Here is a 15111-nt window from a genome sequence, read left to right on the forward strand (position 1 = left end):
AATATCGTCACCCACCGCCAAGGGTTAACACGATCATCACCCACAACGGCGCTAACGCGCCGCACCACGCGAAATAAACGCGACTGTAGTACTAGGCGTGCGACCGCATCCGAGATTCCATTATGTTGTGCCGCACCGCATTCTCTCCCCCACCCGCAGGAGCCCCCATGAACTTGCCCACCCCCCTGAACACGACACATACGCTCCCAGTGGCCGCGAAGGCATGACCGGTCCGGCGTCCCGCCGTACCCAGCAACATCGAAGCGAGCCAAACGTGCCGCAAGACCCCCGCTACAGGGGTCGGCACATCGGTTCACGAGTCACACCTGAGCCGCACGCGACCATCGGCGCGCCCGACCCTTTGCGGGCCCCAACCAGTCGCACCGACACGGGCCTGGCCACATGCGCTGGATCAGAATTGACATTCACACCGCACCATCCGTTGCTGGCTCGTGCACTCGCGTACATTCACGAGCACTACCGTGAACCGCAACTCACCGCGGACACGCTCGCGCACGCGCTGGGCACGTCGCGCCGCCACCTCGACCGGGTCTTCAGGGGCTCGCTCCCGACTCCGACTCAACTGATCGCACAGCGACGGACGTCGTCTGCACTCACCTTGATGCACACTCAGCTGACCGCAGATTGGCCCGCGGTCGCCCAGGCGTCGGGCTTCACCAGCGTGCGCACGCTCGAGCGGCACTTCAAGAAGTACCTCGGTGAGTCGCCCGCTTGCGTCTTGGAGCGGCTTAGGCACGCGGCACAGGCAAGCCGAGCCAGCGGAGCACCGGGCACTGCAATCGGCGCTTCCCCCAGGCCCGGGGCGCCGTTGAGCTCTGGCGTGAGGCGGCGGCCCGCGTCCCGTCCGCCGCAATCGATACCGCCCCTGATGAACGGCTCGTGACACACCGTGTTCGCGGAGGACAACCCGAACTCCCCCTTCACGGGCGGCAGCATCGACTTCGAGACCGTGCGGCCCATCGCCGAGGAGTTCATCGAGATCAACAACGAGGTGATCGACCACGCCAACGCCGCGAGCCTGAAGGTGTGGACCCACAACTGCCCCGCGGCAACTACGCCTCGCGCGACATGGGCGGCGGTTCGTACGACAGATCGCCGAGCGGTTCCTGGCGCAGCGGCGCTACGACCGCTTCTTCCTCGAGTGGGACGACGAGCGCGCCGGATCGCTCGCCGCCCTCCGGGTCTCCCCTCGACCGCCCCGACACCGAGGTCGTGCTCGGCCTGCTGTCGAGCAAGACCGCCGATCTGGATGACGGGGAGCGCGTGCGCCGCCTGCTCGGAGAGGCTGCAGGCATCCTGCCCAAGGAGCGGCTGCACCTGTCGCACCACTGCGGGTTCGCGTCATGCGACAACGGCAATGAGCTGTCGGCGCCGCAGCAGTGCGCCAAGATCGCGCAGGGACAGCGGCTCGCCGCCGAGTTCTGGGGCGAGTGAGCCGCAGCGCCACGGTGCGGATGCGCTCAGCGCACGCGCACCGCGGCGTCGGCGGGGTGAAGCAGGAACCAGCGCCAGCCGTACGGCTCGAGCTCGAGCGCGACCGGCGCGCTCGCGTCGATCCGCTCGCCGGTCACGCGGTCGGTCAGCACGGCGTCGGCCGTCTCGTCGCCGGCGTCCACGGTCACCCGCAGCGACGCCCCTTCGCCCGAGAAGCTGTGCACGGCGAGCATGGCCCAGTCCTCGCCGCGGCACACGTGCGTCAGCACCTCACGCGGCCCGCCCTGCACCACCTCGAGCTCCGCCCAGGCCTGCTCGGGCGTCGAGCGGTACAGACCGATGATCTGCCGCACGTGCGCCAGCATCGATCCCGGGTCGGTGAGCTGATCCTCCACGTTCACGTTCTCCGATCCGTACGCGCCCTCCGGCATGGCGCGCACCCACCGCGAAGCCGGCGCGCTCGAGAACCCGCCGTGGCGCGCCCACTGCATCGGCGTGCGCACCGCCAGCCGTCCCTCCAGGTCGAGGTTCTCCCCCATGCCGATCTCCTCGCCGTAGAAGAGCACCGGCGCGCCGGGAAGCGAGAACGCGAGCGCGTAGACCATGCGCGTCGCGCGCTCGTCGCCGAGCATCGGAGGCAGACGCCGCCGGATGCCGCGAGCGTAGACACGCATGCCCTCGTCCGGCGCGAAGGCCTCGAACACCTCGTCCCGCTCCGTCGTCGGCAGCTGATCGAGCGTGAGCTCATCGTGGTTCCGCACGAAGTTGGCCCATTGCTGCTCGGAGTCCACGGCCGGACGGGAGGCGAGCGAATCCCCCAGCGGCCGCGCGTCGGCGCGAGCCAGCGACAGGTACAGCCGCTGCATGCTCGGGAAGTCGAACTGCAGCTGCAGCCCGTCGCGCGCCCCTGCGAACCAGTCCGTCTGCTGCTCGTACGGCAGATTGACCTCGCCGAGCAGGAACGCCTCGGCGCTGCGCCGTGCGAGGAAGCCGCGCACGCGCGACAGGTGATCGGTGCCGTCGTAGGGATGAGCCGGTGTTCCGTCGGAACCTGTGCCGCCGGCGTTCGATCCGCCGCTCCCGGTGTCGGTCACGGCGCTGTTGAACAGGAAGGGCACCGCGTCGACGCGGAAGCCGGACACCCCGATCTCCAGCCACAGGCCCAGGTTCTTCTCGATCTCGCGGCGCACCTCGGGGAGCGCCACGTTGAGATCGGGCTGGGTGTGCAGGAAGTGGTGCAGGTAGTACTGCCCCGTCTTCTCATCGCGCGTCCAGGTGCTGTCCTCCTTGTCGGGGAACACCGGCGGATCCGGCTTCTCGGGCGGCTCGTCGCGCCACACGTACCAGTGACGCTTCGGGTCGTCCTTCGACCGCCGTGCCTGCTGGAACCAGGGGTGACGATCCGAGGTGTGGTTCATCACGAAGTCGATGATGATCCGGATGCCCAGACCGCGGGCCACGCGGATCAGCTCGACCACGTCGCCCAGCGTGCCGAGCCGCGGATCCACCGAGAAGAAGTCGGTGATGTCGTAGCCGTCGTCGCGATGCGCCGTGGGGAAGAACGGCATGAGCCACAGGCACGTCACGCCGAGATCGGCGATGTACGGGAGCCGCGCGATCAGCCCCGGGATGTCGCCCACGCCGTCGCCGTCCGAGTCCTGAAAGGTCTCGATGTCGATGCAGTAGAACACGGCGTGACGCCACCACAGGTCGGCCGCATCGATCGGGATGGGCCGCCGGGCCGCACCCGCGAGCATCTGGCTCTGGGTGATGCGGAACCGGGTCATCCGGCGCTCCTCAGCTCGGGCAGCACCCGCTCGCCGAACACGTCGATGAAGAGATCCTGCTGCTCGGCCGTCGCGCCGACCTGGTGCAGCATGACGGCGTCGAAGCCGACGTCGGCGAGCTCGGCGATGCGGTCGCGGTGCACCGCCGCGTCGCCTGAGACGATCATCGCCGTGCGCAGCTCGTCGTCCGACACGGACGCCGCGCGGCGATCGAACTCCTCCGGGGTCGCGATGTCCCAGGAGTCGGGTGACGGCACGGCGCCGTTGGGCCAGTGATGCCGCGCCATGGCGAGCGCGGCGGCGTCGTCGTCGGCGAGGGCCAGGTGCACCTGCAGACGCACCGGGCCGCGTCCGCCCGCCTCGCGATACGCCGCGATGACCTCGCCGACGCCGCGCGGGTCGCACCCCACGGTCACCAGCCCGTCGGCCCATTCGGCGTGAGCGGCGGCCGAATCGGGCGACACGGCGGCCGCGATCAGCGGTGGCGGCTCGGCCGGAAGCGACCAGACGCGAGCCCGATCCACGCGCACGCCGCCGTTCTCCGGGGCGCCATGATGCGTGACCTCCTCGCCCGCCAGCAGGGCACGGATGATGTCGACGCACTCGCGCAGACGGCGCTCGCGCACGTCCTTGGGCGGCCACGGGTCGCCCGTGATGTGCTCGTTCAGTGCCTCGCCCGATCCGAGCGCCGCCCAGAAGCGACCGGGGTACATCTCGCCGAGCGTCGCGATCGCCTGCGCCGTGGTAACCGGGTGCGTGCGCTGCCCGGGGGCCGTCACGACGCCGAACGACAGGGGGGCCGCGGCGAGCGCGGCGCCGAGCCACGAGAACGCGTAGCCGCTCTCGCCCTGCGCGACGCCCCAAGGCGCGAGGTGGTCGGAGCACATCGCCGCGTCGAAGCCGGCCTCGGCCGCACGCGAGACATGACGCAGCAGGCGGGACGGGGCGATCTGCTCGTGCGAGCAGTGATAGCCGAACGCTGTCATGCCCCTAGGCAATCGGCGCGCGCGGACGTCGACAAGGGGGTTGCGCCGGTGCCGCCGCCGCCCCTGACGTGACGCCTGTCAGGGTGTCACGGGGCCGGGACGTCCTTGGGCCGCGCCCAGCGGGCCGGCAGGTCGGGACCGTCCCACACCTTGACGATGCCCCACACCACCGCCGTCAGCGGCACGGCGAGCACGGCACCCACGATGCCGCCCAGCACGGTGCCGATGGTCAGCGCGATCAGGATGACCAGCGAGTGCAGCTTGAGGGCGCGACCCATCAGCACGGGCTGCAGCAGGTTGCCCTCGAGCTGGTTCACCACCACCACGATGCCCACCACGATCAGGGCGGTGACGAGATCGTTGGCCACCAGTGCGACGAGGGCCGCGAGGATGCCGGCGAGCACCGCTCCGACGATGGGGATGAACGCGAGCACGAAGACCAGCGCCGCGAGCGCCGGCCACAGGGGCACGCCCAGGATCCACAGGCCGATGCCGATGCCCACCGCGTCGACGGCCGCCACGGTCGCCGTGCCGCGCACATACGAGCCGAGGGTGGTCACGGTCTTGCGTCCCGCCCGCTGTGCCCGCGCGTGCCAGTCGCCGCTGAAGGGCCGGCGGAGGAACTCCCAGATCTCGGGCCCGTCCTTCAGGAAGAAGAACAGCACGACGACCATCAGCACGAGCCCCGTGACGAAGTTCGCCACAGCGCCGACGCCGGCGAGCGCCCCGCTGCCGAACTGGGCGCTCGTGAGGAACCCGGTGAGCTGGTCGAGCCATTCCTGAATCTGCCGGTCATCGATGTGGAACGGCCCCGTGCGCGCCCACTCCAGCAGGCGGTCGACGCCCTCGCGCGCCTGGGCGTAGAGCTCGCTCCACTGGCTGCGCACCGCCGAGGTGATGAGCCATCCGACGGCTCCGAGTGCGATCAGGATGGTCGCCAGCACGATGAGGGTGGCGGGCAGCGAGCCCATGCCGCGCGATCGCAGCGCGCGCATGAAGGGCTCGAACGCGCAGGCCAGGATGAGCGCGATCAGCACCGGGATGACGACGAGCGTCAGGTACTGCAGCCCCCAGATCGCGCCGGCCACGAGCACCACGATCGCGACGATCTGAATCGCACGGGTGGCGACGGTGCCCAGCCCGTCGGCCCACAGCCGTCGAGGCGGCTGCGTGGGCGGCGTCTCCACGACCGGGATCGGTGTGCGGCGGTGCTTCCAGAACATGCGGTCCCCTCGTCGGCGGCTGCGTCCATCCTGTCTGGCACCGCCGACATCGTCCACCTCTTGACGGCTGGTGTGTGTCAGCGGGGCGCGAACGCGAGGTCGAACAGCCTGCGGGCGCGTGCCGCCAGGGCCTCGCGCTCGGGCGCGGGCGTCGCCGCCAGCTCGTGCGCCAGCATGCTGACGGCGATCTGGATGTCCGCCGGCTCGACATGCGCCCCGATGCGGCCGGCGGCGCGATCGCGCGCGATGAGACGTTCGACCAGTCCGTCGAAGTGGGCGCCGAGCGCGTCGGCGCGCGGGTCGCGCCGGGCACCTGTCAGCAGCCGGATGAACGCGGTCGAGGCGGAGGCCTGCTCGACCACGCGGTCGAGCAGCCCGGCGACGGTGCCCTCGTCTCCCAGCGCGGCCTCGAGCGCACCGACGTTCTCCTCGAACACCGCCACGGCCAGCGCGACGCGGTCGGGGAAGTGCCGGTACAGCGTGCCCTGGCCCACCCCCGCGCGCTTGGCGACGGCGCTGAACGGGACGTCCGGCCCTTCCTCGGCGAAGATCTCGCGCGCCGCGGCGATGAGGGCACGTCGGTTGTCGGCGGCCGCCGCCGGGCCGCGGTTGGGCGCGGCCCGACGCGCGGGCTCGGGGCGTGGACGAGAGGCGCTCACCGGCGTAGCCTAACTACCGGACACGGTTGTCCGGTACCCGCATAGGGAAAGGAACCCCATGGCACTCAGCAGGAACAGCACCGTCGGAGAGTGGCTGGCCGACCCGGCCGGCAACGCCGCGCTCACGGAGCTTCTCGCGAAGGGAGGAGCCTCGGTCGAGTCGCTCGAGCCGGCCAAGGGCCTGTCGCTGAAGCAGCTCGTGTCGATGAGCCAGGGCGCGTTCACGGACGAGATGGCCGACGCCCTGATCGCGGCGGTCGGCGGCGAGACGGCCGAGGCGGTCGGCGAAGAGGGCGTCGCGGCCCCCACGCCCGCCGACTTCCAGGAGAAGATCACGGAGGGACGCTTCGCCGGCAAGACCGTGATCGTCACGGGCGCGGGCTCGGGGATCGGCCGCGCGACGGCGTCGCGCGTCGCGCGCGAGGGCGGTCGCGTGATCGCGGTCGACATCAGCCAGGAGCGACTCGACGAGTTCAAGGCCGCTCACGCGGGCGCCGACATCGTGACGCTGACCGCCGACATCACCGACGACGCGGGCGTGGCGCAGATCGTCGCCGCGGCGGGCGAGCGCATCGACGGCCTGGCCAACGTCGCGGGCATCATGGACGACATGACGCCCGTGGGCGAGGTCACCGACGCCGTGTGGAACCGCGTGTTCAACGTCAACGTCACGGGGACGATGAAGCTCATGCGCGCCGTGATCCCCGCGATGCAGAGGGTCGCCTCGGGCCAGATCGTCAACGTCGCGAGCGAGGCCGGCCTGCGCGGCTCGGCCGCCGGCGCGGCGTACACCGCGTCGAAGCACGCGGTCGTGGGGCTGACCAAGTCGAGCGCCTTCATGTACACGGGCACGGGCATCCGCATCAACGCGGTCTGCCCCGGCGGCGTCGCCACCAACATCCAGGCCTCGTTCGGCTCGCCTCTCGGCGCCGAGCGCGTGCAGCGCGCGATGGCGATCCTGCCCGGGGTGGCGCAGTCGGAGCAGCTCGCCGCCTCGATCACGTGGCTGCTGAGCGACGACTCGACCAACGTCAACGGCGCGATCGTGGCGTCGGACGGCGGCTGGTCGGCGGCGTGACGGCCTGATCCGCTCTCCGAGTCGGCCCTCCCGGATGCCCGGGAGGGCCGACGCGCGTTTCGGGGGGCGTGGCCGACATGTCGGATGTCGGAAGTCCGATCTAACGTTGATCCCATGACCGATGCCGCCGCCGCGCCTGCGGCCGCTCCACCCGAGAACGGCTTCCGCACGTTCGTCCACGTGCTGATCAACACGGGGCTCGCCAACATCACGACCAACTACCTCTGGTGGGCGCTGACGTTCTGGATCTACGTGGAGACCGAGAACGTGCTCGCCACCGGTGTCATCGGCGGCGCGTTCATGCTGTTCATCGCGCTGTTCAGCATGCCGTTCGGCACGCTGGTCGACCGATTCCGCAAGAAGCCGGTGATGGTCTGGGCGACCCTCGCGGCCCTGGCGGTGTTCTGCCTCGACGCCGCGTTCTACTTCGCCATCCCTGAGGCGGAGATGCTCGACATCGAGCGCACTCCCTGGTTCTGGATCTTCGCGGTCGTCATGCTCGCGGGCGCGGTGGTCGAGCAGCTGCGCAACATCGCGCTGTCCACGTCTGTGACGCTGCTGGTGCCCGAGCCGAAGCACGCCAATGCGAACGGGCTCGTGGGCACCGTGCAGGGCCTGTCGTTCCTCGTCACAAGCGTGCTGAGCGGCCTGTCGGTCGGCCTGCTCGGCATGGGGCCCACCCTCATCATCGGCATCGTCGCCATGGCCCTGGCGCTGCTGCACCTCACGCTGCTCTCGATCCCCGAGCCCCAGGTGGCCCACGTCGAGGGCCGCACGGGCTGGAACGACGTCGTGGTCGGGTGGCGTGCCGTGCGCGCGGCGAAGGGCCTGTTCGGCCTCGTGCTCTTCACGACCCTCAACAACCTCGTGGGCGGCGTCTTCATGGCGCTGATGGACCCGTACGGACTCACGCTGTTCTCCACCGAGATGTGGGGCATCTGGCTCGCGGTCGCCTCCACCGGGTTCATCGTCGGCGGATCGATCGTCGCGAAGTTCGGACTCGGCGCGAACCCGGTGCGCACACTGCTCATCGTCGGGGCGATCATCGGGCTGATCGGGGCCCTGTTCGGCATCCGCGAATGGTCGTGGCTGTTCGTCGGCGGCATGTGGCTCTACATGGCCGCGATGCCGGTGGTCGAGGCCGCCGAGCAGACGGTCATCCAGCGCGTCGTGCCCTACGAGAAGCAGGGCCGCGTATTCGGCTTCGCGATGATGTTCGAGGCCGCCGCGGCACCGATCACGTCGTTCCTGATCGCGCCGCTCGCCGAGTACTGGATCATCCCGTACATGGACAGCTCCGAGGGCCGTGCCGAATGGGCCTGGCTGCTCGGCGAGGGCGAGGCGCGCGGCATCGCGCTCGTGTTCCTCGTCGGAGGGCTCCTGGCAACGCTGCTCTGCGTGATCGCGATGCTCTCACCGGTCTACCGCACCATCTCGCGCCAATACGCAGAGTCGGCGCCACCTCAGCCTGAGCCCGGACAGACTCCGGATGACGCTCGCCCGCTCCCGCCCGCGCCCGGCCCCGAGACCGACGAGTCGGTGCCGAACGACCGCTTCGGGCTGTCGTAGGTGCCACGCCCCACGCCGTTCCGACGACGCGGGCGAGGTCAGCTCAGCGCGGGCACGACCTTCTGCTCGAACAGCTCGATGCCCGTCGGGTCGTACGCGGCTTCCGGGAAGTAGTGGATGGCGTAGCCGAGTCCGACATCCTGCATCGCCGTGAGCTGCTCGACCACCTGCTCGACCGTGCCGACCAGGCTCTCGCCCGCCGAGTAGTTGCGCATGTACCCCTCGGTGGCGTCGCCCAGGTACGGCTTCACGCGCGCCTCGATGGCCCTCAGGCGATCCTGCACCTCAGCCTCGGTCTCCCCGATCACCGTGTTGAAGTTGGCCGAGCGGGTGATCTCGGCGAAGTCGCGGCCGAGCTTGTCGGTGTGACCGCGCAGCACCTCGCTCTTGTGCTGGAAGTTCTCGACGCCGCCGTTGAAGTTCGTGTACGACGCGTACTTCGCCGCGATCTTCAGCGTGACCTTCTCGCCGCCGCCCGCGATCCAGAACGGGATGCCGCCGCCCTGCACGGGCAGCGGCCGCACGATGGCTCCGTCGACCTGGTAGTACTTCCCGTCGAGCGTGGCCGACCCGGTCTCCCAGGCCTGCTTCATGATCTCCACGCCCTCGCCCAGCATCCTCAGCCGATCCGGCACCTCGGGGAAGCCGTAGCCGTACGCGCGCCACTCGTGCTCGTACCAGCCGCCGCCGATGCCCATCTCGACGCGGCCCGCCGACACGTGGTCGACCGTCGCGGCCACCTTCGCCAGGTACGCGGGGTTGCGGTAGCCCATGCACGTGCACATCTGGCCGAGCCGGATGCGGCTGGTCGACGCCGCGAACGCCGACATCAGCGTCCAGGCCTCATGCGTCGCCTCCTGGCTCGGCACGGGCGTGGTGTGGAAGTGGTCGTAGACCCACAGCGACTCCCACGGCCCCGCATCCGCGGCGATCGCGAGCGACTGCATCGTGCTCCAATGCTGCGCCGGGTCGATGTCGACCAGGTCGAAGCGCCAGCCCTGCGGGATGAAGATTCCGAATCGCATGGCTCTCACCTTAGGGATGCAGGTGCGCGTGGGGAATCCTCTGGCCCATGATCCGGATCGCGTCGAGGTTGTCGTCGACGAGCACGGCGTGCCGGCCGAGGGCCGATGCGACCGCGCCCGTGGTGCCGCTGCCCGCGAACAGGTCGAGCACCCGGTCGCCGGGGCGAGACGACGCCGTGATGATGCGGCGGAGGATGCCCTCGGGCTTCTGGGTGGGATAGCCGGTGCGCTCGCGCCCGCTCGTGGTCACGATCGTGTGCCACCAGACGTCGGTGGGCAGCTTGCCACGCTCGGCCTTCTCGGCCGTGACCAGCCCTGGCGCCATGTACGGCTCGCGGTCGACCGCCGCCGAGTCGAACCAGTAGCGCTGCGGATCCTTCACGTACACCAGGATCGTGTCGTGCTTCGTGGGCCAGCGGCTGCGCGACTTGGCGCCGTAGTCGTAGGCCCAGATCAGCTCGTTGAGGAAGCAGTCGCGCCCGAACACGGCGTCGAGCATGACCTTGGCGTAGTGCGCCTCGCGGTAGTCGAGGTGCAGGTAGAGCGTTCCGTCCGGCGCCAGCAGCCGCCAGGCCTCGACCAGGCGCGGCTCGAGGAACGCCCAGTAGTCGTCGAACCGGTCGTCGTACGTGCGCAGCGCACCCCGGACGCGCTCGTAGCTGCGCCCGTGGAACCCGGCCCAGATCGGCCCGCCCCCGCCAGGACGCGGGACGTCCGGGCGCGGATCGCCGTGTCCCGCCTCCGGCACGCCGGCATCGGCGAAGACATCCTGCGTCGGGTCGGAACCGACCGCGTGGTCAGATCCCACGGCCGCCGTCGCACGCATGGCGGTCTGCGTGCGGTGCTCGCGTGCGCGGCCGGTGTTGAACGGCGGGTCGAGATACACCACGGTGAACGCGCCGTCGGGCAGGCGGCGCGCCACCTCCAGGTTGTCGCCGTGGTGGATGTCGACGAAACCGCGTGGGAGAGCGCCGGATGAGCCGGAGGCGGTCACCGCGGGCCGGCTCACGGCACCCGATGCAGCCAGGCGTCAGTGGCGAACTTCGACTCGACCAGCGCCTCGGCCTCGGCGTACTCGTCGGGCGAGATGGCGCCCATCGTGGCGCCCGTGAACGTCTGGAAGGACTGGATGAGCCGGTCGATGATCGCACGGCGGCTCATGCCGGTCTGGGTGCGCAGCGGGTCGACGCGCTTGGCGGCCGAGGCGGTGCCCTTATCGCTGAGCTTCTCGCGTCCGATGCGCAGCACCTGCGTCATGACCTCGCCGTCGATGTCGTAGCTCAGGGTAGCGTGGTGCAGCACGCCGCCGTTGGCCAGGCGCTTCTGGGCGGCGCCCCCGATCTTGCCGCTCGGGCTCGCGATGTCATTGAGCGGCTGATAGGTCGCTTCGATGCCGAGCGACCGCAGCGCCTGCAGCACCCAGTCGTCCAGGAACGCGTACGAGTCGGCGAACGTCAGGCCCGCCACCAGCGACGCGGGCACGTAGAGCGAGTACGTGATGATCTGCTCGGCGCCCATCAGCATCGCGCCGCCGCCCGAGATGCGGCGGACCACGTCGAAGCCGTGCTTCGCCGCACCGTCCGGATCGACCTCGTTGCGGTACGACTGGAAGGATCCGATCACGACGGCCGACTCGTCCCACTCCCAGATGCGCAGCGTGGGCTTGCGGCGACCGTCGCCGACCCGCCCCGTGAGCACCTCGTCGAGGGCCAGGTTCATGCGCGGCGACACGGCAGGGTCGTCGACGATCTCCCACTCGAAGTCGGTCCACGCCGACGCCGTGACGAGCGCCCGCCGCACGGCCGTGCCGACCGACTCGGGCGTGAAGCCCAGCAGTTGTGCTCCGTCGGGCAGCGCGCCGCGCACGGCGGCGGCGATCGTGGGCACATCCGCGGTTTCGGGCAAGCCGTTCACGGCGGCGTTGATGTCGAGCAGGGCGTCATCCGGCTCGAGGAAGAAGTCGCCCGCGAGGCGGAACTCGCTGATCTTCCCGTCGACCACCTCGAGGTCGGCGACCACGAGCTTGCCCCCGGGCACCTTGTATTCGCCGTGCATGGCTCCAGCCTACGTTCGGTCACCGCCCCGGTAGTCGACTAGCGCCGGGCGCACTCACTAGCGTCGCCGACTCAAGCAGACCCGCCCGGCGCTAGTCAGCGCACCGAGCCCCCGAGCACCCAGCGCACCCCGTGCACCGGGCCCCGAGCGCCCCAGCCGTGGCCGGATGCTGCGGCGGCCCATCCATCCGGCGACCGCACACCCGGATGGATGTGCGGTGGCGGGGGACGTGGGAGCTCGCCGGGGGCGATGCGCGCTGGCGCGGGACGTGGGAGCTCGCCGCAGGGGTGCGCGCTGGCGCGGGACGTGGGAGCTCGCCGCGGGCGTGGGCGCTCGCCGGCCGTGGGCGGACCGCGGCAGACTGACACCGTGGAGCACATCGTCGTCATGGGGGTCGCCGGAGCGGGCAAGTCGACCGTGGCACGGGCCTTGGCCGACCGCACCGGATGGCCGTTCGCCGAGGGCGACGAGCTGCATCCACCGGCGAACGTGACCAAGATGCGCGCCGGCGAGCCCCTGACCGACGACGACCGCCAGCCGTGGCTCGAGCGCGTGCGGGCGTGGATGGACGAGCGCGGCGCCGCCGGCGAGTCGACGGTCGTGGCGTGCTCAGCCCTTCGCCGCCGCTACCGCGACGTGCTGCGAGGGGCGCGTGGGTCGGTGCGGTTCGTGCTGCTCACCGCAGACACGGCCGAGCTGCGCAAGCGCATCGGCGCGCGCGAGGGGCACTTCATGCCCGCGTCGCTGCTCGCCTCACAGCTCGCCACGCTCGAGCCGCTGGCGCGCGACGAACGCGGCATGACGCTCGACGCGTCGCTGCCCGTCGACGCGCTGGTCGACGACATCCTGCGCGGCTGAGGCGCGCGAGGGGGCGACGGCCCGCAGGCCTGAGCGCGCATGGCCGCACCGCCGCATCCGCCCGCCGCCTTCACGGGCCCCTCACCTGGATCTACGGGGCGATGACGGCGGTCTTCATCCTGTTGCTGCTGCTGAGCGGCAGCGGGGGTCACGCGCTCAGCTCCGCGGTCATCCACGACGTCCCGGCCGGTTGAGCACGGCTGACGTCGCCACCGGCTCTCATGGGAGCCGTGGCGGCGCATCCGTCCCGAGACGACACGTGCCCCGTGACGACACATACGGAGGGATGCGCGTTGGCGGGACGCATGTGCGATCGCCGCGTGCCCCATCCGGCGACAGCGCCGCCGGCCGGCGCCGTGCGCCCGCCGCACTCAGCGCCGCCGCGCGCCGAGGTCGCCGAGGTCGTCGAGGTCGTCGTCGCGGCTCGTCAGGCGGATGGCCGCGGTCTGCGCCCCCTCCGGGCTGAACTCCTCGGGCGCGACCGTGGGCTGCGGGCGCGTGATGACCGAGATCGGACGGGTCTCGTCGAGCACCAGACCGAACCCCTCGTCCTCGGGACGGCGGTGCAGCCGGCCGGAGGCGATGACCCACGTGAGGCCGATGGCACACGCGGCGAGCCCGCCGACGGCGCCGAGCTGAATCGCGGCCCGCGGGCCGAACTCGGCCGCGACCCACCCGACCAGGGGCGCCCCGAGCGGGGTGCCGCCCATCAGGATCGCCACATACAGCGCCAGCACGCGGCCTCGCAGCGAGGGGTCGGTGGTCGTCTGCACATAGCCGTTCGCGGTGGTCAGAGTGGTCACGGTCGTGAAGCCCACGAAGATCAGGCACACCGCGTACAGCCAGTAGACCGGCATGAACGACGACACGATCGACACGACGCCGAACGCGCCCGTCGCCATGATGGCGACCCGCAGTCGTGCCCGGGCGCGGCGCGCGGCGAGCAGCGCGCCTACGAGCGAGCCGATCGCCAGGATCGAGCTGAGCAGCCCGAAGCCGTCCGCCTCCTGCCCGAACTCGAGCGCCATGGTCGACGCGAAGATGGGGAAGTTCATGCCGAGCGCGCCCATCAGGAACACCATGGCGAAGATGACCATCAGGTCGGGGCGACGCGCGACGTAGCGGAATCCATCGGCGAGGCGAGACGAGGCATCCGCCTTCTTGCGCGGGATCAGCTCGTGCGTGCGGATCATCAGCAGCGCGCCCAGCATCGCGAGGTAGGCGACGGCGTTGATGAGGAACACCCATCCGGTGCCGAGCGCCACCACCAGCAGGCCCGCGACCGCGGGGCCGAACATGCGCGCGCCGTTGAAGGACGCCGCGTTGAGGGCGACCGCGTTCGACGCGTTCTCGCGGCGCACGAGGTCGGAGACGAACGCCTGACGCGACGGGTTGTCGAACGCGACGACGACGCCGGTCGCGAGCGCGAAGCAGTACATCAGCGGCAGGTTCATGACGTCGAGCAGCAGCAGCACGCCGATGGCGACCGAGAACAGCAGCAGCGTGCTCTGCGTGACCATCAGGATGCGCCGCCGATCGAAGCGGTCGGTGACCCATCCGGAGACGCCGACCAGCAGCAGCGGCGGGCCGAACTGCAGGGCCATCGTGACGCCCATCGCGCCGGCGTCGTTGTCGGTCAGCTGCGTCAGCACGACCCAGCTCTGGGCGGTCGACTGCATCCACGAGCCGATGTTCGACACCAGCGCGCCGATGAACCAGACGCGGAAGTTGAAGGAGGCGAAGGATCGGAACATGGCGTTCATCGCTCGATGACCTCCAGGATGATCGTGGCCGCCGCACGGAGCGTGGCGCGGTCGGCGTCGGGCAGTTCGGACAGCACGCGAGCGAGCCACTCGTCGCGCCGATGCACGGTCTCGTCCACCACGGTCTCGCCCGCTTCGGTGATCGCGATGTTGACCTTGCGGCGGTCGCCGGCGTCGGGCTCACGGGTGATGTAGCCCTCGTCCTCCAGGCAGTTGACCGTGCGGTTCATGGAGGGCGCGGTCACGCCTTCGCGCTCGGCGAGGGCGGTGAGCGTGTGGGGTCCGTGCAGCTTGAGCACGACGAGCACCGCGAACTGCCCGTCGGACATCGTCTTCACCGCGCGCTGCTGTCGCAGGCGCCGGGAGAGGCGGAAGGTGGCTGCACGGATCTCGGACGCATCGGCGGAGAGATCTGGCATCGTGTTCCTTAGTCTAACTCATTAGTTCTGCTAAGGATCTGTCGGTCCTGCCGTGCGCTGACTGGTCCTGGCGTGATCGCTGGTCCCGGCCCCCCACGAGTCATTCCGCGCGGTACCAGTCGCCGGATGCGCACGGCCCCGCCCGCCGGCGACCCGCGCCGCGACAGGATGCCCGCCCGGCCACTGCGACCCGCGACAGATGCCCGCCCGGCGGCCGGCGAGCGGCTCTGGCAG

At 70.6% G+C, this 15111-nt stretch carries 14 protein-coding genes; 5 read left to right on the forward strand and 9 right to left on the reverse strand.

Annotated elements, in window-relative coordinates:
• Positions 1 to 223: 223 nt before the first annotated feature.
• Both ABTW64_RS06615 and ABTW64_RS06620 read left to right on the forward strand, forming a co-directional pair.
• On the forward strand, positions 224 to 904 hold the full coding sequence (locus tag ABTW64_RS06615; protein WP_350620543.1) for a helix-turn-helix domain-containing protein: 681 nt from the start codon (positions 224 to 226) through the stop codon (positions 902 to 904).
• A gap of 143 nt (positions 905 to 1047) precedes the next feature.
• Positions 1048 to 1455, forward strand: coding sequence for a uroporphyrinogen decarboxylase/cobalamine-independent methonine synthase family protein (locus ABTW64_RS06620; RefSeq protein WP_350620545.1), 408 nt, complete (start codon positions 1048 to 1050; stop codon positions 1453 to 1455).
• Positions 1456 to 1481: 26 nt separating this feature from the next.
• Here ABTW64_RS06620 and ABTW64_RS06625 read toward each other — a convergent pair whose 3' ends face one another.
• From ABTW64_RS06625 to ABTW64_RS06640, 4 genes are all read right to left on the reverse strand, one after another.
• Positions 1482 to 3242 carry an alpha-amylase family protein gene (locus ABTW64_RS06625; protein ID WP_350620547.1) on the reverse strand — a complete coding sequence of 587 codons (1761 nt, stop codon included), beginning with the start codon at positions 3240 to 3242 and terminating at the stop codon, positions 1482 to 1484.
• The gene (locus ABTW64_RS06630) at positions 3239 to 4228 is read right to left on the reverse strand and encodes a TIGR03885 family FMN-dependent LLM class oxidoreductase (protein ID WP_350620549.1); all 990 of its coding nucleotides are present in this window, start codon (positions 4226 to 4228) and stop codon (positions 3239 to 3241) included. Before ABTW64_RS06630 ends, ABTW64_RS06625 begins: the two co-directional genes overlap by 4 nt.
• Before the next feature lie 86 nt (positions 4229 to 4314).
• Positions 4315 to 5451 carry an AI-2E family transporter gene (locus tag ABTW64_RS06635; protein ID WP_350620551.1) on the reverse strand — a complete coding sequence of 379 codons (1137 nt, stop codon included), beginning with the start codon at positions 5449 to 5451 and terminating at the stop codon, positions 4315 to 4317.
• A 77-nt stretch (positions 5452 to 5528) separates the two neighbouring features.
• Positions 5529 to 6110 carry a TetR/AcrR family transcriptional regulator gene (locus ABTW64_RS06640; RefSeq protein ID WP_350620553.1) on the reverse strand — a complete coding sequence of 194 codons (582 nt, stop codon included), beginning with the start codon at positions 6108 to 6110 and terminating at the stop codon, positions 5529 to 5531.
• Between the two features lie 58 nt (positions 6111 to 6168).
• On the opposite strand from ABTW64_RS06640, the gene ABTW64_RS06645 reads away from it, so the two are divergent.
• Both ABTW64_RS06645 and ABTW64_RS06650 read left to right on the forward strand, forming a co-directional pair.
• On the forward strand, positions 6169 to 7188 hold the full coding sequence (locus ABTW64_RS06645) for an SDR family NAD(P)-dependent oxidoreductase (protein ID WP_350620555.1): 1020 nt from the start codon (positions 6169 to 6171) through the stop codon (positions 7186 to 7188).
• A gap of 114 nt (positions 7189 to 7302) precedes the next feature.
• Positions 7303 to 8757 carry an MFS transporter gene (locus ABTW64_RS06650; RefSeq protein WP_350620557.1) on the forward strand — a complete coding sequence of 485 codons (1455 nt, stop codon included), beginning with the start codon at positions 7303 to 7305 and terminating at the stop codon, positions 8755 to 8757.
• Positions 8758 to 8795: 38 nt separating this feature from the next.
• On the opposite strand, the gene ABTW64_RS06655 is transcribed toward ABTW64_RS06650, so the two are convergent.
• The 3 genes from ABTW64_RS06655 to lplAB are packed head-to-tail and all read right to left on the reverse strand — an operon-like array spanning position 8796 to position 11837.
• Complete coding sequence (locus ABTW64_RS06655; protein WP_350620559.1) at positions 8796 to 9782, reverse strand: LLM class F420-dependent oxidoreductase; 987 nt, start codon at positions 9780 to 9782, stop codon at positions 8796 to 8798.
• A gap of 10 nt (positions 9783 to 9792) precedes the next feature.
• Positions 9793 to 10776, reverse strand: coding sequence for a DNA-methyltransferase (locus ABTW64_RS06660; protein ID WP_350620561.1), 984 nt, complete (start codon positions 10774 to 10776; stop codon positions 9793 to 9795).
• Positions 10777 to 10787: 11 nt separating this feature from the next.
• Positions 10788 to 11837, reverse strand: coding sequence for a lipoate-protein ligase LplAB (gene lplAB / locus ABTW64_RS06665; RefSeq protein ID WP_350620563.1), 1050 nt, complete (start codon positions 11835 to 11837; stop codon positions 10788 to 10790).
• A 369-nt stretch (positions 11838 to 12206) separates the two neighbouring features.
• Here lplAB and ABTW64_RS06670 point away from each other — a divergent pair, with 369 nt between their 5' ends.
• Positions 12207 to 12695, forward strand: a complete 489-nt coding sequence (locus tag ABTW64_RS06670; RefSeq protein ID WP_350620565.1) for a gluconokinase — start codon at positions 12207 to 12209, stop codon at positions 12693 to 12695.
• 371 nt (positions 12696 to 13066) lie between these two features.
• On the opposite strand, the gene ABTW64_RS06675 is transcribed toward ABTW64_RS06670, so the two are convergent.
• Together ABTW64_RS06675 and ABTW64_RS06680 are read right to left on the reverse strand one after the other, a co-directional pair.
• Positions 13067 to 14449 carry an MFS transporter gene (locus ABTW64_RS06675; protein ID WP_350620567.1) on the reverse strand — a complete coding sequence of 461 codons (1383 nt, stop codon included), beginning with the start codon at positions 14447 to 14449 and terminating at the stop codon, positions 13067 to 13069.
• A gap of 5 nt (positions 14450 to 14454) precedes the next feature.
• Entirely contained in the window at positions 14455 to 14877 is a 423-nt protein-coding gene (locus ABTW64_RS06680; protein ID WP_350620570.1) for a MarR family winged helix-turn-helix transcriptional regulator, read from the reverse strand.
• Positions 14878 to 15111: the final 234 nt, after the last annotated feature.

It is taken from the genome of Microbacterium sp. NPDC096154, assembly GCF_040302945.1.
Taxonomy (GTDB): domain Bacteria; phylum Actinomycetota; class Actinomycetes; order Actinomycetales; family Microbacteriaceae; genus Microbacterium.

Coding starts and splice junctions, on each gene's coding strand:
- ABTW64_RS06615 (WP_350620543.1), top strand. CDS start 224: ATGACCGGTCCGGCGTCCCGCCGTACCCAGCAACATCGAAGCGAGCCA.
- ABTW64_RS06625 (WP_350620547.1), bottom strand. CDS start 3,242: ATGACCCGGTTCCGCATCACCCAGAGCCAGATGCTCGCGGGTGCGGCC.
- ABTW64_RS06630 (WP_350620549.1), bottom strand. CDS start 4,228: ATGACAGCGTTCGGCTATCACTGCTCGCACGAGCAGATCGCCCCGTCC.
- ABTW64_RS06635 (WP_350620551.1), bottom strand. CDS start 5,451: ATGTTCTGGAAGCACCGCCGCACACCGATCCCGGTCGTGGAGACGCCG.
- ABTW64_RS06645 (WP_350620555.1), top strand. CDS start 6,169: ATGGCACTCAGCAGGAACAGCACCGTCGGAGAGTGGCTGGCCGACCCG.
- ABTW64_RS06650 (WP_350620557.1), top strand. CDS start 7,303: ATGACCGATGCCGCCGCCGCGCCTGCGGCCGCTCCACCCGAGAACGGC.
- ABTW64_RS06655 (WP_350620559.1), bottom strand. CDS start 9,782: ATGCGATTCGGAATCTTCATCCCGCAGGGCTGGCGCTTCGACCTGGTC.
- lplAB (WP_350620563.1), bottom strand. CDS start 11,837: ATGCACGGCGAATACAAGGTGCCCGGGGGCAAGCTCGTGGTCGCCGAC.
- ABTW64_RS06675 (WP_350620567.1), bottom strand. CDS start 14,449: ATGTTCCGATCCTTCGCCTCCTTCAACTTCCGCGTCTGGTTCATCGGC.
- ABTW64_RS06680 (WP_350620570.1), bottom strand. CDS start 14,877: ATGCCAGATCTCTCCGCCGATGCGTCCGAGATCCGTGCAGCCACCTTC.